The 25,311-nt window shown below is 44.8% G+C and carries 24 protein-coding genes; 13 read left to right on the top strand and 11 right to left on the bottom strand.

The genetic code is table 11. The annotated features are described in order from the left end of the window. Positions 1-323 precede the first annotated feature (323 nt). A complete protein-coding gene (locus HU147_RS18550; protein WP_224077571.1) occupies positions 324-1,226 on the bottom strand; it encodes a DMT family transporter in 903 nt (300 codons plus the stop codon). A 117-nt stretch (positions 1,227-1,343) separates the two neighbouring features. On the opposite strand from HU147_RS18550, the gene HU147_RS18545 reads away from it, so the two are divergent. Together HU147_RS18545 and HU147_RS18540 are read left to right on the top strand one after the other, a co-directional pair. After that, positions 1,344-2,075: an MgtC/SapB family protein gene (locus HU147_RS18545; RefSeq protein ID WP_224077570.1), complete on the top strand. Its 732-nt coding sequence runs from the start codon at positions 1,344-1,346 to the stop codon at positions 2,073-2,075. 12 nt (positions 2,076-2,087) lie between these two features. Continuing rightward, a complete protein-coding gene (locus HU147_RS18540; protein ID WP_224077569.1) occupies positions 2,088-3,077 on the top strand; it encodes a cation diffusion facilitator family transporter in 990 nt (329 codons plus the stop codon). A 46-nt stretch (positions 3,078-3,123) separates the two neighbouring features. Here HU147_RS18540 and HU147_RS18535 read toward each other — a convergent pair whose 3' ends face one another. The 4 genes from HU147_RS18535 to pruA form a co-directional block, all read right to left on the bottom strand. Next, positions 3,124-4,287 (bottom strand): iron-containing alcohol dehydrogenase, encoded by a 1,164-nt coding sequence (locus HU147_RS18535; RefSeq protein WP_224077568.1) that lies wholly within the window; start codon positions 4,285-4,287, stop codon positions 3,124-3,126. A gap of 111 nt (positions 4,288-4,398) precedes the next feature. Further along, positions 4,399-5,643: a Glu/Leu/Phe/Val family dehydrogenase gene (locus HU147_RS18530; protein ID WP_224077567.1), complete on the bottom strand. Its 1,245-nt coding sequence runs from the start codon at positions 5,641-5,643 to the stop codon at positions 4,399-4,401. 82 nt (positions 5,644-5,725) lie between these two features. Continuing rightward, complete coding sequence (locus tag HU147_RS18525; protein WP_224077566.1) at positions 5,726-6,919, bottom strand: ornithine--oxo-acid transaminase; 1,194 nt, start codon at positions 6,917-6,919, stop codon at positions 5,726-5,728. 76 nt (positions 6,920-6,995) lie between these two features. Continuing rightward, a complete protein-coding gene (gene pruA / locus HU147_RS18520) occupies positions 6,996-8,540 on the bottom strand; it encodes an L-glutamate gamma-semialdehyde dehydrogenase (RefSeq protein WP_224077565.1) in 1,545 nt (514 codons plus the stop codon). 138 nt (positions 8,541-8,678) lie between these two features. On the opposite strand from pruA, the gene HU147_RS18515 reads away from it, so the two are divergent. Next, entirely contained in the window at positions 8,679-9,983 is a 1,305-nt protein-coding gene (locus tag HU147_RS18515; protein ID WP_224077564.1) for a sigma 54-interacting transcriptional regulator, read from the top strand. A 50-nt stretch (positions 9,984-10,033) separates the two neighbouring features. On the opposite strand, the gene yugI is transcribed toward HU147_RS18515, so the two are convergent. Both yugI and HU147_RS18505 read right to left on the bottom strand, forming a co-directional pair. After that, a complete protein-coding gene (gene yugI, locus HU147_RS18510) occupies positions 10,034-10,405 on the bottom strand; it encodes a S1 domain-containing post-transcriptional regulator GSP13 (protein ID WP_224077563.1) in 372 nt (123 codons plus the stop codon). 87 nt (positions 10,406-10,492) lie between these two features. Further along, positions 10,493-13,102 (bottom strand): hypothetical protein, encoded by a 2,610-nt coding sequence (locus HU147_RS18505; protein ID WP_224077562.1) that lies wholly within the window; start codon positions 13,100-13,102, stop codon positions 10,493-10,495. A gap of 145 nt (positions 13,103-13,247) precedes the next feature. On the opposite strand from HU147_RS18505, the gene HU147_RS18500 reads away from it, so the two are divergent. Then, positions 13,248-14,582: a sodium-dependent transporter gene (locus HU147_RS18500; RefSeq protein ID WP_224077561.1), complete on the top strand. Its 1,335-nt coding sequence runs from the start codon at positions 13,248-13,250 to the stop codon at positions 14,580-14,582. Between the two features lie 96 nt (positions 14,583-14,678). Next, positions 14,679-14,900, top strand: a complete 222-nt coding sequence (locus HU147_RS18495; protein ID WP_440137311.1) for a helix-turn-helix domain-containing protein — start codon at positions 14,679-14,681, stop codon at positions 14,898-14,900. Between the two features lie 37 nt (positions 14,901-14,937). Here HU147_RS18495 and HU147_RS18490 read toward each other — a convergent pair whose 3' ends face one another. From HU147_RS18490 to HU147_RS18480, 3 genes are read right to left on the bottom strand one after another with little or no spacing between them, the layout of a single operon-like run. Beyond that, positions 14,938-15,183, bottom strand: coding sequence for a DUF1871 family protein (locus HU147_RS18490; protein ID WP_317985531.1), 246 nt, complete (start codon positions 15,181-15,183; stop codon positions 14,938-14,940). Then, a complete protein-coding gene (locus HU147_RS18485; protein WP_224077558.1) occupies positions 15,180-15,359 on the bottom strand; it encodes a hypothetical protein in 180 nt (59 codons plus the stop codon). The genes HU147_RS18490 and HU147_RS18485 overlap by 4 nt, the downstream gene beginning before the upstream one ends. 56 nt (positions 15,360-15,415) lie before the next feature. Beyond that, positions 15,416-16,129, bottom strand: coding sequence for a peptidylprolyl isomerase (locus tag HU147_RS18480; RefSeq protein ID WP_317985530.1), 714 nt, complete (start codon positions 16,127-16,129; stop codon positions 15,416-15,418). Between the two features lie 189 nt (positions 16,130-16,318). On the opposite strand from HU147_RS18480, the gene HU147_RS18475 reads away from it, so the two are divergent. The 8 genes from HU147_RS18475 (at position 16,319) to mnhG (ending at position 23,621) form a co-directional block, all read left to right on the top strand. Next, positions 16,319-17,548: an MFS transporter gene (locus HU147_RS18475; RefSeq protein ID WP_224077557.1), complete on the top strand. Its 1,230-nt coding sequence runs from the start codon at positions 16,319-16,321 to the stop codon at positions 17,546-17,548. Positions 17,549-17,866: 318 nt separating this feature from the next. Further along, a complete protein-coding gene (locus HU147_RS18470; protein WP_224077556.1) occupies positions 17,867-20,281 on the top strand; it encodes a Na+/H+ antiporter subunit A in 2,415 nt (804 codons plus the stop codon). Next, positions 20,268-20,690, top strand: coding sequence for a Na(+)/H(+) antiporter subunit B (locus tag HU147_RS18465; protein ID WP_053167122.1), 423 nt, complete (start codon positions 20,268-20,270; stop codon positions 20,688-20,690). Before HU147_RS18470 ends, HU147_RS18465 begins: the two co-directional genes overlap by 14 nt. Continuing rightward, a complete protein-coding gene (locus HU147_RS18460; RefSeq protein ID WP_224077555.1) occupies positions 20,690-21,037 on the top strand; it encodes a Na(+)/H(+) antiporter subunit C in 348 nt (115 codons plus the stop codon). The genes HU147_RS18465 and HU147_RS18460 overlap by 1 nt, the downstream gene beginning before the upstream one ends. Beyond that, positions 21,030-22,511, top strand: coding sequence for a Na+/H+ antiporter subunit D (locus HU147_RS18455; protein ID WP_224077554.1), 1,482 nt, complete (start codon positions 21,030-21,032; stop codon positions 22,509-22,511). Before HU147_RS18460 ends, HU147_RS18455 begins: the two co-directional genes overlap by 8 nt. Before the next feature lie 6 nt (positions 22,512-22,517). Continuing rightward, positions 22,518-22,997 carry a Na+/H+ antiporter subunit E gene (locus tag HU147_RS18450; RefSeq protein WP_224077553.1) on the top strand — a complete coding sequence of 160 codons (480 nt, stop codon included), beginning with the start codon at positions 22,518-22,520 and terminating at the stop codon, positions 22,995-22,997. Then, positions 22,994-23,275, top strand: a complete 282-nt coding sequence (locus HU147_RS18445) for a Na(+)/H(+) antiporter subunit F1 (protein WP_224077552.1) — start codon at positions 22,994-22,996, stop codon at positions 23,273-23,275. The genes HU147_RS18450 and HU147_RS18445 overlap by 4 nt, the downstream gene beginning before the upstream one ends. After that, positions 23,235-23,621 carry a monovalent cation/H(+) antiporter subunit G gene (gene mnhG / locus HU147_RS18440; protein WP_224077551.1) on the top strand — a complete coding sequence of 129 codons (387 nt, stop codon included), beginning with the start codon at positions 23,235-23,237 and terminating at the stop codon, positions 23,619-23,621. Before HU147_RS18445 ends, mnhG begins: the two co-directional genes overlap by 41 nt. Before the next feature lie 45 nt (positions 23,622-23,666). On the opposite strand, the gene HU147_RS18435 is transcribed toward mnhG, so the two are convergent. Then, a complete protein-coding gene (locus HU147_RS18435) occupies positions 23,667-25,160 on the bottom strand; it encodes a leucyl aminopeptidase (protein WP_224077550.1) in 1,494 nt (497 codons plus the stop codon). Between the last annotated feature and the right edge of the window lie 151 nt (positions 25,161-25,311).

Genomic DNA, 25,311 nt, shown 5'->3' with positions numbered 1-25,311 from the left:
CAGCGTTCGTCCTGAGCCAGGATCAAACTCTCCATTATAGAGAACCGATTGCTCAAATTCTGCTGGCGTCTCGCCGTTCCGAAGAACGCGCGAGTCGCTTGATCTGGCATTGCCTGATCAGTAAGTTTGCGCGGGCCGTTTTGCGCGGCCGTTGCTATTGTTGACGTTTTGCTGTTCAGTTTTCAAGGTTCATGTTTTGTGCGCCGCTCATTGGCGACTTTATTAATATATCCTACTTGAGATTCGAAGTCAATACTATTTTAAAATATTTTTTCGCGTCGTCTTAAGGACATGTATAAATATATACCGCCCAGCGGATAAAATCAACCCTTTTTCTTAAAAAAGATTGATTTTATTTTTTGGTAGTCTGCGACAAACAGGATAATCCCCGCCAGCACTACACTTCCACCGACAATCTGGCTGACGCTTAATGTCTCTCCAAGTATGTAATAAGCCAGTATTGCCGCTCCTACCGGCTCAAAAAGAATGGCAATGGAGATCACATTTGTGCTGACCCATTTAAGCGACCAGTTAAATAATGTGTGGCCAAGCAAGTTTGGAATGATCGCCAATAACAAGAACCACATCCACTCGCTAGCCGGATAAGGACCAAAAGATTCTCCTTTGAATATGATATAGAAGAATAATGTTATCGTACTAACTCCATACACTACGAATGTGTAGGTAATTAACGACAGTCGCTTTCTAACGTCCTGGCCAAAAAGAAGATAACCGGTAATCAATGCACAGGCGATTAAAGCTAATACATCTCCATATAAGGCCGTTCCGCTAATTCGGAAGTCTCCATACCCAATCAATACACTTCCCAGCACTGCAATCATTCCTGAAATTAAGGTTTTGAGGGAAATATGCTCTTTAAAAAATAGATAAGTTCCGACAAAAGCGAATAACGGCTGCAGCGTAACCAAAACCGTGGAACTTGCTACAGACGTATAATTCAATGATTCAAACCATAAGATGAAATGAAATGCTAAAAAAACTCCCGCGATTGTAGTGAAAATCCAATCTCTTTTGCTTAGCTTCTTGATTTCGTGGGTATATTTCATAAAGAAGATTGGACTCATAATCAGAATTGAGAACAACATGCGGTAAAATGCTGTAACTCCCGAATCAGCAGATGTCATTTTCACGAAGATGGCAGAAAGTGCCACTGAAAACACGCCGATTATGATTGGAATAAAAGGATGGACTACTGGCTTTTCCATATAGATGCCTCTCTCTCTTTCGAACTTCCGTTTCACGTGTACATATTTTCACACTTCCATTAGTGTGACATGTCCAATCTTCTTTATCAATACTCGAAACGAAAGGAGGCCAAACTTATGGATCTTTTTTCTGCCCTAGAAATTTCCTCACTCGAAACTTTCTTGAAATTATTATTAGCAGCTATATTAAGTTTAGTAATCGGGTTGGAAAGGGAATTAAAGAGAAAGCCCGTGGGCTTGAAGACAAGCATTGTCATCGCTACTTTCAGTTGCCTATTGACGATTATCTCCATTGAATCGGCATATATCGCTAAGGGAAGCGAATACGACAATGTGAACATTACGATGGACCCGCTCCGTTTAGCAGCACAAATTGTTTCCGGCATCGGTTTTCTTGGAGCCGGCGTCATTTTAAAGCGAGGCAACGACTCAATCTCCGGCTTGACCACTGCTGCGATGATTTGGGGAGCGGGCGGAATCGGGATTGCGGTTGCAGCCGGTTTCTATATTGAGGCCGCTGTTTCTGTGCTGATCATTTTAATCGGAATTGAAATCATCCCTCCCCTCCTCTTTAAATTGGGGCCAAAGAGGCTGCGGATGGTTGAGGCCAATATCCGGGTGATCATTTCAGAACAAAACGCAATCCAGAGCGTAGTGGATGAGATAAAGTCAATCGGCGCGGTAGTTGAGGGTCTTTCTATTTATGATCGACAGGAAAAAGAAGGGCAAAAAAAGCACGCTCTTACAATTCGCGCCTCTTTTCTCCAAGAAAAAGAAACGATTGTTCTTTATCAAGAAATATGTAAGATCAAACATGTTGAACGAGTTGAAATTGAATTGATTAGTTGAGGAGGAAAATGAATGGGAGAATTTTTCACATTGCTTAAAGGCGGAAACAAACCTTCTTTATATGCAGCCATTACGAATACGTTTATCGCTATTATGAAAGGTGTTGCCTTCTTCTTTACCGGCAACGTGGCAATGTTTGCAGAAACCATGCACTCAATCGGCGACGCGGCGAACCAATATTTCGTCTTTATCGGTTCGGCATTGTCCAAAAAAGCGCCAACCAAACGATTTCCAAACGGATTTGGCCGCTTGCTGAATATTGTACTTCTTGGAGCTGTCCTGATAGTCGGCATCATGGCTTATGAAACCATTGTTGAAGGTTGGCACCAATTAACCCATCCAGTCGAAGCAGAAGGATTTATTATCAGCGTTATCGTTCTATCAATTGCTATCATTTTAGAAACTTTTGTTTTATATAAAGCTGGGAAAGAAATTCTGCATGAAGCTGGCATTAAAGGAGGAGCGTTGGCTCCGTTAACGACAAGTTTCGCTCATATGAACCGGGCAAAACCCGCAACGAAACTAGTGTTTCTGGAAGATTTAGTCGCAACTTCCGGTGGCGTGCTGGCATTGATCGCAGTATTGATTGCCCATTACACCGGCTTCCTAGCAATCGAAGGTGCTGCGTCTATTGCCATCGGATTAATGATGTTCTACGTAGTCATGAAAGTATTTCTTGAAAATGCACGCGGAGCTATCGGAGAAACCGATGAACAAATGGTCAATCACATCGCCCATTTACTAAGTGAACACCCCGATGTAAGAGATATCCGCACATTAGAAGTTGTGAAGGAAGGCGAATATCTCCACGTGGAAACAAAAGTGGAAGTTAACCCTTCCCTCAATGTAACGGATGCAGACTTGCTTCAAGACCGTCTGGCTGAACTGATTCTGAGCCAACCAAGTGTTGATGATGTTATTGTTTCTTTGGATGCAGATGACGGGGTTAAACATTGGACGCATGTAAGCAAAAATCCTGAAACCACACCAAATATTAAATAATAAAAAAAGCTTGAGCACATTTAAACTGCGCTCAAGCTTTTTCTAATTATAAAGAAGCTTGTAAAATTTCTTTTACATCTTCGTCTTTTAGTTTTGTGAAATTGCCAAATTCTCCGTAGACCATCGCTTTTTCAACCATTAAATCGATTTTCGAATCATCGATGTCGTAGTAATTCAAACGCGTCGGTGCACCAAGAGATGTCCAGAATTCCTGCAGACGTGCAATTCCTTCGAATGCAGTTTCTTCTTCCGTTTTGCCTTCCGGATCCACGTCAAAGACGCGTACAGCCATTTGAGCAAATCGGGAAGGATTTACTTTTACGTTATGGCGCATCCATTGCGGGAATAGAATTGCGAGTCCGCCAGCGTGAGGAATATCGTAGACTGCTGACACAGCATGTTCGATATTGTGCGTAGCCCAGTCGCCGTTATACCCCATCTGAAGGAAGTTGTTCAAGCCCATTGTGCCAGCGAATAGAATCGTTTCGCGGTGCTCGTAGCTTTGCAGATCTTCCAATAGCTTCGGTGCTGTCTCGATCACAGCTTTTAAAACCCCTTCACACATGCGGTCTTGTACCGGTGTATTTGTTGCATTATTAAAGTATTGTTCGAAAATATGAGACATCATATCCACAATTCCATAAACCGTATGGTTTTTAGGGACCGACATTGTATAGGTCGGATCTAAAATAGAGAATTTCGGGAATGACAGCGGGCTGCCCCAACCATACTTTTCTTGTGTTTCTTCATTGGTGATAACCGAACCGGAGTTCATTTCTGAACCGGTCGCCGCCAAAGTTAAAACCGTGCCGAACGGCAATGCGCTTTCCGGCTTGGCTTTACGGGAAACAAAGTCCCATGCATCGCCCTCATATGTAGCTCCGCAAGCAATCAGTTTCGCACAGTCAATAACAGAACCGCCGCCTACTGCCAAAAGCATATCAATGCCTTCTTTTTTGCAAATTTCAATGCCGCGTCTAGCTGTTGAAATGCGCGGGTTCGGCTCTACTCCTGCCAATTCGAAAACTTCCAAATTCGCTTCAGCCAGGGCCTGCATCACTTCATCGTATAAACCGTTTTTCTTGATGCTGCCTCCACCGTAGACAACCAAAACTTTCTTGCCGAATTTCGGCAGCTCTTTCTTGACTGCTGCCAACTGGCCTTTACCGAATATTAACTTAACCGGATTGTAAAATGAAAATGCATTCATCTGTTCAGCCTCCTTTTCTTCTCCTATTATGGATATTCTGTATAAAAAACGCAAAAAATTTAAACCAAAAAGCCGCCCGGAATAAATCCAGAGCGGCTTTTCTTTAAATGCTTATACCCATCCACGGAAGCGAGCGGCTTCTGCGGTTCTGCGGGCTCCTACCATATAGGCGGCAAGGCGCATATCGATATTGCGTGTAGTCGCAACATTATAGATATTTTCGAAAGCGTCCACTAATTTTTTAGTTAATTTTTCGTCTACTTCTTCTTGAGTCCAGTAATAACCTTGGTTGTTCTGTACCCATTCAAAGTAAGAAACGGTAACGCCGCCGGCACTTGCCAGTACGTCAGGAACTAAAAGAATGCCGCGTTCAGATAAAATCTTAGTCGCTTCTGCAGTTGTCGGGCCATTTGCCGCTTCAACTACGATAGAAGCTTTGATATTAGGTGCGTTTTCAGCTGTAATTTGGTTAGAAATCGCGGCTGGAACAATAATATCGCAATCCAATTCAAATAATTCTTTGTTTGTGATGGTGTTATCAAACAAGGTAGTCACTGTTCCGAAACTATCACGGCGGTCAAGCAAATACTCTACATCCAAACCATCCGGGTCGTGAAGTGCACCATAAGCGTCTGAAATCCCGACAATCTTAGCACCTTGATCATGCAAGAATTTAGCCAAGAAACTGCCGGCATTCCCGAAACCTTGAATTACAACACGGGCGCCCTTCATTTCTAAACCACGTTTTTTAGCAGCTTCATTAAGAACAATGGTTACACCTTGAGCAGTTGCTTTGTCCCGGCCTTGAGAGCCCCCAAGAACAATCGGTTTTCCGGTAATAAATCCAGGTGAATTGAATTCATCAATTTTGCTGTATTCATCGAACATCCAAGCCATGATTTGAGAGTTTGTAAAAACGTCCGGAGCCGGAATATCTTTGTTCGGCCCAACGATTTGGCTAATCGCGCGTACGTAGCCACGGCTCAGTTTCTCAATTTCATGCATAGACATTTCTCGTGGGTCACAAATAATGCCGCCTTTACCGCCGCCATATGGCAAATCTACGATTCCGCATTTCAGCGTCATCCACATAGACAAAGCCATAACTTCTTCACGGTTTACTTCAGGGTGGAAACGGACTCCCCCTTTGGTCGGTCCGACAGCGTCGTTATGCTGCGCACGGAATCCAGTAAACACCTTTGTTTTTCCATCGTCCATCCGCACGGGAATACGAACTTCCATAATTCTCATAGGTTCTTTCAGAAGTTCATACATAGCTTCTTCGTATCCGAGTTTATCCAATGCAGTTTTGATAACGTTCTGTGTTGACGTCAACAAATTCAGGTTTTCAGCCATTGTTTTAATTCGCCTCTTTATATCATAGTAATTACTCCGCAACTAGTGTAACATAATTCACTTTGCATGTGTCAGGAACATCTTATTTTGAGAAGACTTTTTGGATGCGCTCAATTGCCCAGTCCAGATCTTCTTTTGCAATAATAAGCGGCGGAGCAAAACGGATTACTGTATCATGCGTTTCTTTGCATAATAGCCCCAGTTCTTTTAATTGTTCGCAATATGGACGAGCCTCTTCTGTGAGCTCCATTCCAATGAACAATCCGCGCCCACGAACTTCTTTAATAGAAGGATGGTCAATTTCACGCAATTTGTCCATGAAATATTCACCCAGTTCCAAAGAGCGGTCAGCCAGCTTCTCATCCTGCAATACTTCCATCGATGCAATCGATACTGCACAAGCAAGCGGATTACCGCCAAATGTTGAACCGTGGGAACCCGGGTTAAAGACACCAAGAACTTCGTGGTCGGCTACAACACAAGAAATCGGGAATACGCCGCCGCCAAGTGCTTTTCCGAGTATGTACATGTCCGGATTTACATCTTCCCATTCACAAGCGAACATTTTACCAGTACGCGCAAGGCCGCATTGGATTTCATCCGCAATGAACAAGACATTGTTTTCACGGCAAAGCTCTCTAGCAGCTTTCAGGAATCCTTCTTCCGGCATTATGATTCCAGCTTCGCCTTGAATTGGCTCAATCAGGAATGCAGCGGTATTCGGCGTGATGGCATTTTTCAAGGCTTCCAAATCACCAAAAGGGATCAAGTTAATGCCTGGAAGCATCGGGCCAAATCCTCTGCGGTATTCAGGGTCAGACGACAGGGAAACAGCCGTCATTGTACGGCCGTGGAAGTTTCCATTGCACGCAATGATCTCCGCTCTGTTTTCTTCAACGCCTTTAACGTCATATGCCCAACGGCGAGCTGCTTTGAAAGCGGTTTCTACTGCTTCAGCTCCCGTGTTCATTGGCAATGCCATTTCTTTGCCGGAGATTTTGCAGATCATTTCGTACCACGGAGCCAGCATATCGTTGTGGAACGCACGTGAAGTCAACGTCACACGGTCAGCCTGATCTTTTAATGCCTGGATAATTTTCGGATGGCGATGCCCTTGGTTAACTGCAGAATAAGCAGACAGCATGTCCATGAATTTATTGCCTTCCGGATCCGTTACCCAAACGCCTTCTGCTTCCGTAATAACAATCGGAAGTGGATGGTAGTTGTTAGCACCGTACTTTTCAGTCGTTTCAATAATTTCTTGTGTTTTTGTCATGTTATTTCCTCCTTTTTTAAAAAAGGCAGACTTAACGTCTGCCTCTTTATGAATTATTATAACATTTAACGAATTATTATAACATCTCTGAAGTTGTTTTTGCTTGCATATGAAGTGTCAGGTAATCCGGTCCGCCCGCTTTCGAGTCAGTTCCAGACATATTGAACCCGCCGAATGGCTGGTATCCAACAATAGCGCCTGTGCATCCGCGGTTGAAGTACAGGTTTCCGACATGGAAATCTTCACGGGCCTGCTCCAAATGTTCACGATTGTTTGTAATAACTGCTCCAGTCAAACCGTATTCAGTGTTGTTGGCGATTTCGATTGCTTCAGTAAAGTCTTTTGCTTTTGAAATGCCGATGACCGGGCCAAAAATTTCTTCTTGCATAATGCGTGAGTTCGGATCAAGATCAGCGAAAATTGTCGGGTTCACGAAATAACCTGTAGAGTCATCTCCAGTACCGCCGGCAACTAGACGGCCTTCTTCTTTTCCGATTTCAATGTAGTCTGTGATTTTTTTGAAAGCAGCTGAGTCAATAACCGGTCCCATAAAGTTGTTTTGGTCCACAGGGTTTCCAATTGTCAGTTCACCCGTTAATTCGATGACACGATCTACTACTTGGTCGTATACATCTTCAACGATGACAGCGCGTGAAGCTGCAGAACATTTCTGTCCACTGAAGCTGAATGCAGATTTCACGATGGATTGTGCAGCAAGTTCAAGGTCCGCTTCTTTATCTACGACCATTGTATCTTTCCCGCCCATTTCAGCGATTAAACGTTTCATCCAGATTTGCCCTTCGTTCACTTTAGAAGAACGTTCTGCAATGCGAAGTCCGACTGCACGTGAACCCGTGAATGAGATAAAGCGAGTTTTCGGGTGATCTACCAAGTAATCCCCTACTTCTCCGCCAGGTCCTGGAATGTAGTTGACGACGCCTGCCGGCATGCCCGCTTCTTCAAGAACTTCGATGAATTTGTAAGCAACTACCGGAGTTGTTGAAGCCGGCTTCAATAGAACCGTGTTTCCAGTTACCATCGCTGCAACAGTTGTACCAGCCATGATAGCGAAAGCAAAGTTCCAAGGAGAAATGACAACACCCACACCCAAAGGAATGTAATCGTAGCGGTTGTACTCGCCCGGACGGCTTTCTACCGGCATGCCGTCTTTAAGGCGAAGCATTTGGCGTCCGTAGTATTCAAGGAAATCGATGGCTTCAGCTGTATCTGCATCTGCTTCGTTCCAAGGTTTTCCTGCTTCTTTCGTTAGAAGAGCAGAGAACTCGTGTTTACGGCGACGGACGATTGCAGCAGCTTTGAACAATACGTCTGCACGCACTTCCGGTTTTACTTTTTTCCATGTTTTAAACGCTTCAAGCGCGCTTTGCATCGCTTTTTCAGCTAAGTCTTTATTTGATTTAGAAACGCGGCCTACGACTTCTTCTTTGTCTGCCGGGTTGAATGAGACGATTTTATCTTCTGTCATGACGCGCTCGCCACCGATAATCAATGGGTAGTTTTGACCTAAGTAAGCTTCAACTGTTTTCAAACCTTCTAAATAAGCATTGCGGTTCGATTCAATTGAAAAATCAGTAAATGGTTCGTGTTTGTAGGGAATCATGTAAATCCTCCTCGAATTTGGATATGTGCAAAAAATATTTGCACTTCTAATCTCTTTCCATATATAATAATGCAAAAGATTATTGCATTTTTCAAGTATTATCTATTAAAAAGTTCAAATATTTTTGAGGTGATTGGATTGACTACTGGAGAAATAGATTTGTCGCCCTTTTTAAAGTTTGCAGCAGAACATGTAGCAGTAGGAATTCACGCTGTAGATCTAAAGGGGAAAACCATTTTATACAACCAAAAAATGAAAGAAATCGAAGGTTTTGATTTTGAGGAATTAGCTGACCGCTCTTTGCTTGAAATGTTCCGATTCGAGCAGCACGAAAGCACCCTACTCCAAGTTCTTCAAACCGGTGAAGCTGTCTTAAATGCGAAGCAAACTTATTGGAATCGAAAGGGCCAACAAATCACCACGTTGAATGATACGTATCCAGTTGTTCAAGAAGGCCAGTTAATCGGTGCTGTCGAATTGTCACGTGATGTTACGACGCTTGAAAAAGTGGTTTACCAGCCTTTGAAAAAATACGAAGAACCGATTACATTCAACAGCATTACGGCTGTTTCCGACAGTATGAAAAAAGTGATTGCCACAGCTGAAAAAGCAGCGACGACCAAATTGCCGGTACTTTTAATCGGCGAATCGGGCACAGGCAAGGAATTGATCGCCGAAGCCATCCACTGGGCTTCTTCTTCATCCGGCCAAATGAACACGCTTTATTGCCACGGGGCAAATGAAAAATTGATCGACCAGTTAAACCAGGATTTGTCCGGCGGCACCATCTACTGTGAACGGATTGACTTATTGCCTCCGCCTTTACAGGTACAGTTGTTGAAGATGGCACAAAAGCAGATGAATGGGGATACGTATTTCATTGCAAGTGTCGGTGAAGATCCCGTTGAATTGATTGCTTCCAATAAGTTGTTAAAAGAGCTTTACTATTTCTTTTCAGCCATGACGATTCAATTGGAACCGCTCCGGAACCGCAAAGAAGACATTATGCCGTTCATCGAGGATTATTTGTCGCGCCACCGCATGTACTTCGGCTCACGAGTCAGCCGCTTGGACAAAGAGGTGAAAAATCTATTCACGGCTTATGACTGGCCGGGCAATTTAAAAGAACTGGAATTGCTGCTCGATGAAACCACTTCCTTGATCACGACGCAAGAAAGCATCAGTGTGGACCTGCTCCCGCAGCACTTCAAATCGAAAACCATGAATAATACTGCCTTGACCCCTGAAGATTTTATCATCCGGGCCGGCAAAGATTTGCTGCCGCTTGATGACTATTTGCTGGAAGCTGAGATGTATTATTTGTTAAAAGCCATGGATCTCCACGGAGGAAATGTAACGAAAGCAGCGGCAGCGCTCGGCATGAGCCGGCAGAACCTGCAGTATCGCTTGCGAAAAATCAAAAAAAACGAAGCACAGACATGATGTCTGTGCTTCGTTTTTGCGTTTTGGCTGTAAGGCCGTTTCCGCTTTTCTTACTGCCCTGAACGTTTGATCCATTCTTGCATTTTGTCTTTCAATGAGTTGAATCCTTCAGAGTCGTTTTCGTTTACGTGAGACTGAAGAGATTGTTTTGGTTTTTCAGTGCGTTGAGCTGCTGGTGGCTGCTCTTGCAATGCACGGATTGACAAGCTGATTTTTTTAGATTTTTCGTCAACTTCCAAAACTTTCACGTTAACTTCCTGGCCTACTGCCAAGTATTCGCTAACTTCTTTAACGTAGCCGTGTGTGATTTCTGAAATGTGGACCAATCCTTGAGTCTGATCGTCCAATGCTACGAATGCGCCGTATGGCTGAATTCCTGTTACTTTACCTGTTACTGTGTCGCCTGTTTGATATTTTGTCATGTTCTACCCGCTCCTATACTTATCTAATTATCCTGTACACCTATTGGCATCTGTATATTATAGCACAATACATGCCCAGTAGTAAAATCAGTATGGATTAAAGTCTTCCATCCGCCATCCTTTTTCGGTTTTCACCATGTTTAGCGTATACCCTTCAGAAGAATCCGCCGTTATCAATTCTACGTTCAGCCCGCCTCTTATGCGGTCTTCGATATAGCCGTAGTAATTATAATCGACAGAAAAATTCACAGTACTTACTTCATGGAACATGGGGTAATAATTGCCGGATAAGGACACTTCAAAGCTTTCAGGCGTTTGTTTCTGCACAGATTCCTCTGATAAAGCCATCATCATTTTTGTATTTCCTTTTTCCAGCGCCAGCAAATACACGGCGCCTATTTCTGCCGGTGACATTCCGTTTAGCAGTTCTTCGTTAGCTTGATCAGAAAACTTTTCATACAGACTTTCAATTTTCTTTACAAAATGCGCTTCTTTGTCAGCTAAATCATAGCTCTCATAAAGCTGAGTCCGCACAAGCCACGTTTGGTTGTCCGAAGCTACGAGCGTTTGGGCTTGCCGCCACATCTTTTGTTCATCTTTAAAACTGATCATCGGCTCCATGTAAACATTGGCGCCGATTCGGTATGGGCTGTCTGCCGCTACTTCCAAATAGAGAGCTTCTTCATTGAGGGAGGGCATTTTTCTCCAAGTGGCCATGTATTCATCCAAAGACGGCTTCTCTTCTTCTTCAGCCAATAGATGCCACATCGTTTCTGCATCTTGCAGCCCATTGGCATAATCGAAGAGCAAAACAATTCGAAGAGGCGTCACCCCTTCCAGCAGTTTCAAGTCATGGTTCTTTGAGAAATTGCCGTAAAGCTCAGCAATTGGCGAAGAGTCGAATTTAGCCATTTCAACCCTCTCCGCCTCCACTTCGAAATTTCCAAACGGCAATTGCGCTGCCAGTGCGCCGTCCTTTTCCAACTCCAGTGCTTTTAAAATGTCTTGGTAAGCCAACTGATCGTAGCTTTTTGAAGCGGTCCAGCCGCTTGCTTCCATCTCTTCCAAAATCGGCAGCATGATGTAAATCATCGGATTTTTCGTTTGCATCGCCAATTCTTTCCACGTACGCTGGAATTCCGGCTTGACGACTCCGTTTTGATCGAAGACCGGCTGATTTTCACTGCCTTTTAAGGTCAGCCAAAAAGATTGCATGAAAATCGGCACGTAAGTCTCGGAGATTTCACTGGTACCCGCCTCAAGGAGCAATGCTTCCTCCATCATCATCAGTGAATGAGACATTCCTTCAACCGGCACCAGCAGCCCTTGCTCATCAAAATAGGGTTCATTCATCATCAAATTAAATTGATTTGTGGAAAACAAATACGAATTTAAAACATCATTTGCATAAAAAGTTTCCATATTGCGCCGCGTGATAAAACGGTCTTCCGACGGATGTTTCATGATGGTCAAGCTTTGTTCCCGCAATCCACCCAATAGTTTTTCGATGTCTTCCGGAAACTCATCGTTGTTTGCCAATAGCTTTTCTGCAGACATTTCTCCGTTAAAACGGACTTGTGAAAGCTCCGTCGCATACCGCTCGAACATCTTTGTGTCTGCTTCAATCAATTCAGTTGTTTTCAGTTTGTAATTGCGGAGGAATACTTCCACTTCCTCGCCCACTAGAAAAGCATCCGGAAACTTCAACTCCATCCCTTTGGGCGTCTCAATTTTCAAAAAGAGCTTATTGACTTCATGCTCCATTTTCTTTGGATCGTTTTTCAATTTTTTGATCGCTTCCTTACTGAATACTCTTTTCTTCGCTGCATCCGCTTCTTTGACGTAAGCAAATTCTTCAAACGTTTTTGGATCTATTCCCAAGCGCCCAGGTGAAGATTTGCGGATGCCGTCGTATTCCGCCTCCCAAGCTTCCACCATGTCTTGGGTGATGGTTTCAGCGGCAGCGGTCTCCGTTGAAGAAGTGATGTTCGGGTTGGGGTCATTTAAAAGAAAAGAAGCGCCAATTACGCCCGAAATGAATATTCCGGCAGCAACCAGCAAAACGAGTGTGCGTTTGTCGGCTTTTATGTTTACTGGAGATTTTCCATCTGCCGCCAAATCCTCGCCTTGTTCTTCTACGGAAAAGAGTTCATCCTCCGGAAACGGCAAAGAAAGCCGCGCATATGATTTTGCGGCAAACTCCAGTCTTTTCTCTGTCTGCGCTTCCCCCTCCATTCCCAATGAACGAGTGAGTTCGGCCTTTGCCGCTGTGAGCTGATCGTTTATCTGCTGTTCGGTTTGTTCTGTAATCCATGCTGCTTCTTCTGCGTTTTTCTTTATGAATGAAACTAAAGCAAGTACAATCCGCTGCTGTTCGGGCAAAGCTTGGATCGCCGCATGCGTTTCCCGGTCTTCTTCAAACCGGAGCACTTCTGTTTCCGCATCGCCCGTTTCCTTATTAAATGCATGAAGTTTGTTTATTGCAGCCTGCCATAATTTTGTGTCTGCCTCATTCGGTTTTATCCCGGGCAACACTTTATATAACGCCTGGAAAACGGCAAGCTGATAACTTCCTGACAGTGCAGCTGGAATGCCGTTTTGGAATCCGAACTGGGCAATCCTCGCTTGGCATTTCCAGCACCACTCGATAAAGTCCTCACGGCTCCCGTTTTGCGCACGCTTAAAAAGCTCTTCCACTCCACACCCTCCTTTGTCATGAATATTCAATCTTTTCCTTTTTCTGTTTATTATACACGAGAATTAACCCATAAATCATTTCCTGCTATTTTTTTCATACGTGCTCGTGTAGAATGAAAAAATATTTAGAAATAGGAGTGAAGAAATGGAAAAACGTGAACAATGGACTTCCAAAATCGGATTTATCCTTGCAGCAGCAGGGAGCGCCATCGGATTAGGCGCGATTTGGAAGTTCCCATATGAAACCGGTTCAAATGGCGGCAGTGTATTTATCTTGATGTTCATTGTCTCAACCATTGCGATCGGTTTGCCTATCCTGCTTGCCGAGTTTGTCATTGGACGGCGTGGCCAGGCAGATGCAGTATCCGGTTTAAAGAAACAGGCTCCCGGCAAGAAATGGTTTTTAATCGGCTGGTCCGGCTTCTTCTTCTCGTTCATGATTCTGTCTTTTTACAGCGTTGTGGGCGGTTGGATTTTGTCTTATCTCGGCCGTGCCTTATTGCTTCAACTATCGAACTTAGGGGATGCAGATTTTGCCAATTTGTTTAATGGCATTATCGGAAACCCGCTGGAAGTATTGATTGCCCAAGCGCTCTTCATGTTCTTGACCATTTGGATTGTCCAAGGCGGTGTACAAGCCGGAATTGAACGCGCCAGCAAAATTATGATGCCGGCATTGCTGTTGTTCTTCCTTGTACTGATGATTCGGTCGTTGACGTTAGACGGCGCTTTTGAAGGCGTTAAGTTTATGTTTGTACCCGATTGGTCATTCTTTACGTTTGATACAGCCTTAACAGCACTTGGCCAGGCATTTTTCTCGCTGAGCGTCGGAGTTGCAGGTATGATTACATACGCTTCTTATTTATCAAAAGCGGAAAACCTGACACGGTCTGCCCTTAGTGTGGTATCGCTGAATATCGTCATTTCCATCATGGCGGGCCTGATCATTTTCCCGGCCGTGTTTGCCCTTGGCTATTCGCCGGACCAAGGTCCTGGACTTGTGTTCATCATTCTCCCAGCTATATTCGATCAGCTGTTTATGGGTGAATTCCTGATCATCATCTTCTTTGTGCTTATGCTGTTCGCTACACTGACCTCATCCATCTCGATGCTGGAAATTGTTGTTTCGATCGGTGTCAAAAACAAATATGAACGCCGCCGCAAACTGGCTTGGCTTTACGGGTTGATGATTTTTGTCGTCGGCATTCCAAGCGCTTTATCGTTCGGTGTCATGTCTGAACCGTTTTTGTTCGGCTATACATTCTTTGACTTTATCGACATTCTCACCAGCAAAATCGGCTTGCCGCTCGGTGCGCTTTTCACTGCCCTTTTCGCCGGCTATGTACTGACAAAAAAAGATACCGCATTGGAACTTGGCGGAGATTCCACATGGGTATCGATTTGGCGAATCCTGGTTCGTTATGTTGCTCCAGTCGCTATTGTTATTGTCTTTATCCAGGGAATCCTGGACGTTTTCTAAAAATAAATACCTAAAAATGCCATAATTTCGTTTATCGAAATTCTACTTTTATGGTATCATTTGAGTAAGGAAGCGTCTTATTATGCAAAGGAGTGTATGAATTTGAGAGAAGATTTGCACGCCCAACTAAAATTCCTGCGGGAAGAACGCCGTTTATCACTGGATGAATTGGCTTTGAAAGCACGCGTCGGCGTCGCTCGCCTCCAGGCATACGAATCAGGGGAAGAAACACCATCTGTACAAACTATTTTAAAGCTTTCAAATGCGCTAGAAGTGCCAGCTTCCAATTTGCTGGACTCATTGGAAGCAGCTAAATAAAAAAAAGCTTTCGGCTCATGCCGAAAGCTTTTTCTTTTTAAATAATGGATTTTGCTTCGTATTTAAGTCCAAGCAGTTTATAGGAAATGTCCACACATTTCTCAAGAGGAATCCATTTGCCGAAAGAGAATTCATAAATCTTTTGAATCTGTTTTGCCAGATCGGAAGGATGGTCGAGCAGGTGAAGCTGGGCTACCACATCCACAATTTCCATATCGTAGCGGCCTTCCCCGACTGTAAACGGATCCCATTCTTCAAGAATTCTTGCGGCTTTACGATTCATTTCACTTGTTTCCATTTAATTTCACCTGACATTTCTATTATGCTAACAGCTATAATAGCATAGAAATGGAAAAAAGAAAGAAAAGAAATTCTGGCGGCGGTTTCTCCACCTCCTGATGGATTCCTCCTCTTTGGGCGCACCAAAACATCAGCTAATATAAATTCTAATTGCCGCAATAGTTTTTTCTATCAAAAAGAGGGAAATCCATATTAATTGGATTTCCCTCTTTTCATCATTTTTCCAGAATCTCAATCGAGTCGATTGTGATGTCTTCTACGGGTCTATCTTGCTGGGTTTCAGTGGCAGCAATCGCGTCCACTACGTCCATGCCTTCAACCACCTGGCCGAATACGGTGTGTTTGCCATCAAGCCAAGACGCCCCGCCCATTTCTTTATATGCTGACTTTATTTCTTCCGGATGGTCTGCGGGTATTTGTTCGTCAGGAACTTCCGTTGCCTGAACAATGAAAAACTGGCTGCCGTTCGTTCCCGGTCCTGCATTGGCCATTGAAAGAGCTCCGCGGATGTTGTATAAATTCTTGCTGAATTCATCTTCAAACGGTTTGCCGTAGATGCTTTCCCCACCGCCTCCGGTGCCGGTCGGATCGCCGCCTTGAATCATGAAGCCTTCCATTACACGGTGGAAAAGAAGGCCATCGTAATAGCCGTTCTCGGCATGCGTCATAAAGTTCTCGACGGCTTTAGGTGCCAGTTCCGGGAAAAGTTTGATTTTAATGTCGCCCATCGATGTCTTCATTGCCACTAACGCTTCGCCTTCTGCCACTTCTTTTGACAATTGCGGATATCCTTCTATCACTTTTGCTTCAGAAGCGGTTTCGGACGATGTTTCTGTGTTCGCTGGTTCAGTTGTTGATGTTTCGCTATTGGTATTGCAGGCAGCCAAAAAAGCTGTAAGCAATACGATTGGCATTAATCTTTTTTTCACTGTATTCACCCCGCTTCATTTTAGCATAAAGAAATTTTTCAGTCAGTTCAGGATTTTATTCCACTTCTACTCTCCGTAAAATTTTTAGCCGAATTTATTGAATACACTTGTAATTCACCTTACTTTTTTCGTGTGACGAAATATATTATACTAGAGCTAGATGCATGGTTCAGAAAGAAGGGGTTCCGAATGGATGCACAAAAAAAGAATTTCTTTATCATTATGTTCTCAAATTTCCTCGTAGCGGGAAGCACCACCATGATTATGCCTTTTTTATCGCTTTATATTGAAACGCTTGGCAATTATTCAGAAGCATATGTACAGCGGTGGGCGGGCCTGGTATTCGGCGTGACGTTTGTTGCGGCATTGTTCATGTCCCCTATTTGGGGCAGGATTGCGGATAAATACGGCTACAAACCCATCCTGATCATCAATGGCTTCGGGATTGCCATCAGCATATTTTTGATGGGGACAGCCGACTCTGTCCATGAATTGTTTTTAATCCGGCTGTTCATGGGCGTAGTTACCGGCTTCATCCCCACGTCCCTTGCGTTCGTCAGTTCGCAAACCCGCAGAGAAGAAGCGGGCAAGACGCTTGGCACATTGCAAATGGGAAGTGTATCAGGCACTTTGTTCGGTCCGGTGATTGGCGGATTGATGGCCGATGCTTTTGGCTTTATTTATACGTTTGTCATCACATCCGGCGTTATCGGGATTGCGGCTCTTCTCGTCGCTTTCGGACTGAAGGAAATCAAACGGGTGAAGAAGAAAGACGCACATGTTTATGCAAGAAAAACGATCATTCAAGGGATACTGAATCACCGGCTGCTGTTTAATGTCATGATTATCACTTCGCTGATCCAAATCGGAAACTTTTCCATACAGCCGCTCTTGTCGCTGTATGTCGCTCATTTGACCGATGGTTCGCAAGTGGCGCTTTTGGCCGGGATCACGTTCAGCGCGACCGGTGTCGGGAATTTGTTGTTTGCCCGCCGCTGGGGACGCCTGGGAGACCAGATCGGCTACGAAAAAGTGTTGACGTTTTTGCTGATTCTCGCCTTTGTCTTTATCGTGCCGCAGGCCTTTGTAACAGAGCTATGGCAATTGATGATCCTGCGCTTGCTGTTCGGGATTGCTGTCGGCGGTATGATTCCGACGACCACTGCTTTGATGCGCAGAGAGGCGCCGATTGAAATCCAAGGGGAAATCATGGGCTACAACACCAGCTTCCGCTTCCTTGGCAATATCATCGGGCCGATATTCGGCGGGGTTGTCAGCGGTTTTATCGGCATTCCGTCTGTATTTATTGTGACCGGAACGCTTTTCCTTGTCTCCTTTGTCTTTTTGAAATACACCACTTCCAAACCGGAGCAGGATTTCGAAGATGTACTGCTCGAACAGGAATTGAAATCGATGTAATAAGAAAAGCGCAAGCGCCCGTATAGCCTCGACAAGCGCTGGAAGCCTCACCGATAATGGCGTTCTTTGTCATTGGCGGTGAGGCTGGACGCTGGAGGCTGGACAAAGAAAAAGCCGATTTTCATCAGAAAATCGGCTTTTTTTATTATCTCTTCTAAATTCACAAAATTAACTTAATTGAGTTTCTTCCTATCTTAAAAGACTTGGAAAAATGGATGCAGGAAGATGAAGGCTTGTCTCCATCGGTGCAAATTATCTTCATGTACGTTATAATTTCTCTAGAAAGTCATCACGTATTCGCTTGGAAGGAGGATTCATTTGTCACTTGTGTTTTTGATTTTCTTACCTATAATTGCAGCTCTTTTTGTCCCGCTGCTATTTAAAAAAATCGGCCAAATTCATACCGGCTGGTTTGTTTTAGTTGTTCCAGTGATTTTATTCATTTACTACGCTTCGCTACTCCCGGTTACAATGGACGGCGGCACGCGCGTTTCAGAATTCCAATGGATTCCTTCACTCGACCTCTCATTCATAGCCTATCTGGATGGATTGAGCCTCTTATTTTCGTTGCTCATAACAGGCATCGGATCTCTCGTCGTCTTGTATTCAGTGTTTTATCTGGATAAAAAACGCGAACAATTACATAATTTCTACGTTTATCTATTGATGTTCATGACTGCCATGCTCGGCATTGTCCAGTCCGACCATCTGATTACGCTTTATCTGTTCTGGGAACTGACTTCGATTTCTTCATTCCTATTAATCGGTTATTGGTATACCCGTGACCGCTCGCGGTTTGGTGCTTTGAAATCGATGATGATCACCGTATTCGGCGGATTAATGATGCTTGGAGGCTTTGTGCTTCTTAGTATTATGGGAAATACCTATTCCATCCGCGAACTGATTTCCCAGGCTCCAGAATTCATCAGCCACGATTTCTTTACATGGGCTCTGGTATTGATCCTGCTCGGCGCATTTACGAAATCCGCGCAATTCCCATTCTATATCTGGCTTCCTGATGCCATGGAAGCGCCGACACCGGTCAGCGCTTACCTGCACTCAGCCACTATGGTTAAAGCCGGCCTTTACCTGGTCGCGAGATTTACACCGATTTTCGCCGCTTCCGGAACTTGGATCTGGCTTGTAACCGGAGTCGGATTGTTCACCATGTTCTGGGGATCGTTTTTCGCTCTCAAGCAAAAAGACCTCAAAGGAATCCTCGCCTTCTCTACAGTATCTCAGCTTGGATTGATCATGAGTTTGCTGGGCGCTTCTGCACTTGGCTTCCACGTGGAAGATGCGGCCGGTACGGTATTTAAGTATGCTGCTTTTGCTGCTATTTTCCACTTGGTCAACCATGCGGTCTTTAAAGGCAGCCTGTTCATGGTCGCAGGAATCGTCGACCATGAAACCGGCACACGCGATATCCGCAAACTGGGCGGTTTGATGAGCCTCATGCCAATCAGCTTCACGATTGCCATGATCGGTTCATTCTCGATGGCGGGAATTCCGCTTTTCGGCGGTTTCCTCAGCAAGGAAATGTTCTTGACTGCAATGCTTGCCATTGCTGAATTCGATTTGTTCTCCATGGATGTATGGGGTGTGTTGTTCCCTGTCCTGGCTTGGATCGGCAGTGTCTTTACCTTTGTTTACAGTTTCTATTTTGTGTTCCATACATTTGCCGGCAAACACAAGCCGGAAGAGTTGCCGAAACAAGCACATGAAGCACCGATCGGCATGCTGGTGTCTCCTGCCATTTTAGCCGTGCTTGTAATCGCCATTTTCTTTATTCCGAATGTGGTGGGTGATTGGATTGTTAAACCTGCCGTACTGGCTATCCAGCCATTCTTGTACAGCAGCCCCGCTGAAATTGATATCCATGTTTCGGCTTGGCACGGTGCGAACACCGAATTCTTTATGACGCTCGGCATCTTTGCAATCGGCGGTTTGCTGTTCTGGTCATTCCGCAAATGGAAGCAGGCTTACGAAGTATTTCCGGACAATGTTTCGCTCAACCGCTTATACGACAGCTTCATGTATTTAAGCGACGGCGGAGCCAACCGCTTTTCGGCAGTTTACATGACCGGGTTTATCCGCTCTTACCTTGTCTATATGTTCGGATTCCTTGTATTGATTGTACTAAGCACTTTGGTCATTACCGATGCCTTTGTTCTCGATTTGACCAATAACGCCCCGATTGGCGTCTATGAGATTATCATTCTAATCGCTTTAATTGGCAGCACAATCACCATTTTGGCTGCTAAATCCCGATTGACTGCCATTATTGCACTCGGGGCCGTTGGATATTCTGTTGCTTTGTTCTTTGTCATTTTCCGCGCACCGGATTTGGCATTGACTCAGTTGGTCATTGAGACGATTTCCGTCGCGCTGTTCCTGCTGGCATTCTACCATTTGCCGAAAGTCAGCAAAAAAGAAGAACGCATCCGCTTTAAACTCGGCAATGCCGTGATTGCGCTTGGCGTCGGGGTTACGATGACAATGGTCGCTTTAGCTTCCCATTCACAGAAAATCCTGCCTTCAATTTCCGAGTATTACAAAGAAACGGTTTATACGGAAGCCGGCGGCGGAAATATTGTCAACGTTATTCTGGTTGATTACCGCGGATTTGATACGCTGTTTGAAATTACTGTTCTTGGAATCGCCGGGATTGGCATTATCACCATGATTAAACTCCGTTTGAGCAAAAAGGAGGGGCAACATGAGAACAAATGATGTGATGCTTCAAACCGCAACAAAAGTGGTGACTTTTATCATTTTGATGTTCGCTGTCCACATCTTTTTCGCCGGCCATTATACGCCGGGCGGAGGGTTCGTCGGCGGGCTTTTGACCGCAAGTGCCATCGTTTTGCTGATGCTTGCCTTTGATATTGAAACCGTGAAGAAAATCATTCCGTTTAATTACGTTATGATGACGGCAATTGGATTATTAGTGGCACTAGCTACTGCCGGTGCATCGATCCTATTTGATGTTCCATTCTTCACACATGCTTATGATTATTTCGATTTGCCGCTTCTTGGCAAAACGTCTTTGCATTCAGCTGCATTGTTTGACTTAGGCGTCTATTTGGTTGTTGTCGGTGTTACGATGACCATTATTCAAACGATTGGAGAGGATGAATAATGGAAATTATTATGTCAGTCGTTATCGGTTTTTTGTTTATGGCGGCTGTTTACTTAATGCTTTCGAAAAGTTTGATCCGCATCATTATCGGTACAGGTTTGCTCAGCCACGGGGCTCATTTGCTGCTTTTGACTATGGGCGGCCTTAGCGGTTCCGCTCCTCCTGTAGTGGCAGACGGCGTCAGCACTGCTGACTATGCCGATCCCCTTCCGCAGGCGCTGATACTGACAGCGATTGTTATCTCTTTTGCAGTAACATCGTTTTTCCTGGTCCTTGCTTACCGTGCTTACCAGGAGATTGGCACAGACAACATGAATTTAATGAGAGGAACTGAAGACTATGAGTAACTTACTTCTATTTCCTGTCTTAATTCCGTTGCTGTTTGCTACTGTTCTGTTGTTTTTCCCTAAGAAGATCCGCATCCAGCGGATTCTTGCTGCGTTAGGCGCCGGACTGGCTTTAATCGCTGTTTTGTTTTTAATTGCCAAGGTGAAGGCAGATGGCATTCAGGCGGTTACTTTAGGCAGCTGGGATGCACCATTCGGCATCTCGATGGTGTCTGACCTGTTCTCGGCACTTTTGGTGCTCAGTGCAACGGTCATCACCTTATTCATCATTTTTTACAGCTTTCCGACTATCGGTGCTGCCCGTGAGCAGTCCTACTATTATCCAGCAGTTCTTTTCCTATTGACAGGCGTAAACGGCGCCTTTACGACTGGCGATATCTTCAACTTATTCGTATTCTTTGAAGTATTGCTAATGTCTTCGTATATGCTCATTGTCCATGGCGGAGAAAAACCGCAGCTGCGGGAAAGCATCAAATACTTGCTGGTTAATATCATTTCTTCCGCGCTCTTTGTCGCCACTGTCGCTTATTTGTATTCAGTTACCGGCACATTGAACATGGCCGATTTGGCCTTGAAGATTCCGCAGATCGAGGCGACTGGCATCTTAACAGTAATTGCAGTCATGTTCCTAGTGGTATTCGGGTTTAAAGCAGCCATCTCCCCTTTATACTTTTGGCTGCCAGGTGCATACTATGCACCGCCGATTCCGATTTTAGCCTTGTTCGGGGCTTTGCTGACGAAGGTCGGGGTATATGCGATTATGCGTACATACACCTTGTTTTTCACAATGAACACCGATTTCACTCATGAATTGCTGGCAATTATCGCTATCTTGACAATTCTGGCTGGCTGCATTGGGGCACTTGCCTACTTCGATGTTAAGAAAATCATCATCTACAACATCATTATTGCAGTTGGCGTGATTTTGTTCGGCGTTTCACAACTCAATGAAGCTGGAGTTAATGGCTCAATTTTCTATTTAGTCCACGATATGCTGATCAAAGCAGCCTTGTTCTTCCTAGTAGGAATTATTGCTGTCATCTTTGGAACGTCAAACTTGCGCCAAATGGGCGGATTAATCAAAACCTATCCGTTTCTTGGCTGGCTCTTCCTGGTTACGGCTTTCGGGCTTGCCGGAATCCCTCCCCTCAGCGGATTCCCCGGGAAATTGCTGATTGTCCAAGGCGGATTTGAAGGGCCGCAGTTCTGGGGCAGCATTGTCGTTCTTGCCACGAGCTTGCTGGTGCTGTTAAGCGTCATCCGGATTTTCATTTATGCGTTCTGGGGCGAACCGGTTGAAACGGTTCCTCTTAAAAAATCGACTTACCGCAAAATGCTGATTCCTTCAGTGCTGTTGGTCGCGCTCACCGTATTATTGGGCGTAGGCGCTGAATTGTTCATGCCTTATATCAGCGGTGCAGGCGAGGTTCTACTAAACCCATCCATCTATATAGATGCGGTATTAAAGGAGTAGATGAAGATGGCTTTGCAAATTTTACTTAATTTCTTTTTAGCCGGAGTTTGGATGTTCATGACCAACGCATTTACTCCTACAGGTTTTGCAGTCGGCTTTATTGTGGGATTGCTGCTTATTGTTCTGATGCGCAGATTCTTTTCCTACCGGCTGTATACATCGCGGATTTGGGCAGTCATTTCGCTGTTCTTCCTATTTCTAAAAGAATTGGTACTCTCCAGTTTCTCTGTGTTTAAATTGGTGGTTCAGCCGCGATTGAATATCCGGCCCGCTGTTTTTGAACTGGAGACTGAATTGACGCACGACTGGGAAGTGACTTTGCTTTCCGCATTGATTACCTTAACTCCTGGTACGCTGGTGATTGGAATATCGGAGGATCAAAAGCGGCTGTATATTCATGCTATCGATTTTGATGACATTGAAGATGCTGTATCTTCCATCAAGAACACTTTTGAGCGTGCGATTCTGGAGGTGAGCCGCCCATGATGACCTTTTACTGGGTTTCCCTTCTCATCATCAGCTTTGCATTTTCCGGTCTTCTATACCGGCTTATAAAAGGCCCTACGGTTGCAGACCGTGTAGTTGCGCTGGATGCACTTGGTGTAGCACTGGTATCGATTGTGGCGCTGCTGTCGCTTATTATCGGAACCGAGTTTTTCTTGGAAATCATTTTGCTGTTGAGCATCCTGTCATTTATCGGGACAACGGCATTTGCGAAATTCATTGAGAGAGGAGAGATTTTCGATCGAAACAACAATCGTTAACATCCTCATCATTATTCTAATCAGCGTAGGCGTCATTTTCAGTACGGTTACAGCGCTTGGGCTTGTAAGGCTGCCCGATGTCTATACTCGTACGCACGCAGCTTCTAAAAGCTCTACATTAGGTGTGATGTGTATCCTTGGCGGTACATTCATCCACTTCCTGTTCATAGAAGACCATTTTAACCCGCAGCTAGTGATTGCCATCGCGTTTTTGTTTATCACTTCTCCTGTAGCAGGACATTTAATCGGCCGGGCATCTTATATGTCGGGCATTCCGCTTGCAGAAGAAACGGTACGCGATGACATGAAGATAGCGGTAGAAAAGAAAAAAGGCGAACAAAAATAAAACGAGCCGGAAAGCAGTTGCTGCTTCCCGGCTCGTTTTTCTGTCTTATTGTTCTTCTGCCATTTTTTCAACCATCATTGCAAGTGTACGGACCATTGCGCCCGTTCCGCCTTGCGGCCCTAAATCATGCGGAGATGCTGCATGCGAGGTGCCAGCGATATCCAAATGAATCCACGGCGTATTTTCAGCAAATTCACCGACAAAGCCGCCGCCAAAGATCATGTGGCCGTCACGGCCTGGCGAGTTGTTCAAGTCCGCAACATCACTTTTACGAATCCGTTTTTTGTCGCGTTCAGTCAACGGCAGACGCCAGACAAATTCGCCTGTTTCCAATGCCGCTTCCATAAAGGTTTCAAAAAAGCCTTCATCGTTTGTCAAAGCGCCTGTTTTGTCATTGCCAAGCGCCACGATTACGCCGCCCGTCAATGTTGCCACATCAATGATATGTGCAGCGCCCATTTGTTTCGCATACGTCACCGAATCAGCCAGTACCAAACGGCCTTCCGCGTCTGTGTTCAGGATTTCAATCGTTTTGCCGCTCAGAGATGTGATGACATCATCCGGCTTGAATGCGTTGCCGGACACCATATTATCCGTAGAAGCAATAACAGCTACAACATTTTTCTCCGGCTTCAATTCACCGATGATTTTCATGGCGCCAAGTACCGCTGCAGCGCCGCCCATGTCGCCTTTCATGCCGACAATGCCGTCTTTCGGTTTCAAGGAATAGCCGCCTGTATCGAACGTAATCCCTTTTCCGACAAGCGCTAATGGGTTATCAAAGTTATCAGTGGCTTTGTATTTCAACACGATCAGGCGAGGTTCTTCAACAGATCCTTGGTTTACTGCAAGAATCGCACCCATTCCCAGTTCTTCAAGTTCCGCTTTGCCCAGAATGTCGGTTTCAAAGCCGTAAGTTTCTCCAAGTTCCTGTGCATAATCCGCAAGTGCTGTCGCAGTCAAAAGATTTCCCGGCATGTTGACGAGCGTCCGTGCTTCGTTGACCGATTGCCCAAATACTTGGCCAATGAAAGCCGATGCCTGGACCTCATCTGCGTCTTCTTGTGTCAATAATGCCAAGGACTCTAAATGGACATCCGCTTCATTTGATGAAGTTTTGTAATCATCAAAACGGTATGTGCCCATCCCAATGCCTTCCGCTGCCAAGTAGGCTGCGTCTTCTGCACTGATGCCGTCGTTTTGGAAAGAATCCAAATATACTGCCGCATGCTTGATTTTCTTCTTCAACAACTCTTTGCCGACTTGTCCAAAAGCAGCCCGGACATCGTCTTCCGTCAGTTTTTTCCGGTCATTCAAACCGACGAACAAAACACGCGGAATCGAACCGGATAAAGTCGGATATGTAACCAGGGCATTTAAATCAAACGACAGATCATGTTTTGTCCAGTCTTCCAGCTTGCCGTTAAAGCGCTCAGAAAAATCGCTCCAGCCTTTAGTATTCTCGGGATGGCGGCTAAGGCCGACAATCAAAATTTCCGCTTCAAGATTTAATGCATCTTGCTGTACTTTGAGTTCCATGAAAATCCCCCTCTATTTTGCTTTCCTTTTCAGTTTATCATGTCTGCTCTTTTCCGAGTAGTTCGTTACTCGAAATAATCAAAAGAATGTTTTTATTTGCCTCGGGCTAACAGTGAAGGAAAAATATAAAAAAACGCCAGACCGGTTTGCC

The organism is Planococcus chinensis (genome assembly GCF_020071995.1).
Taxonomy (GTDB): Bacteria; Bacillota; Bacilli; order Bacillales_A; family Planococcaceae; genus Planococcus; species Planococcus chinensis_A.
Note: the sequence above shows the minus strand (reverse complement) of the source record. Positions and strands in the feature narration are given on the sequence as shown.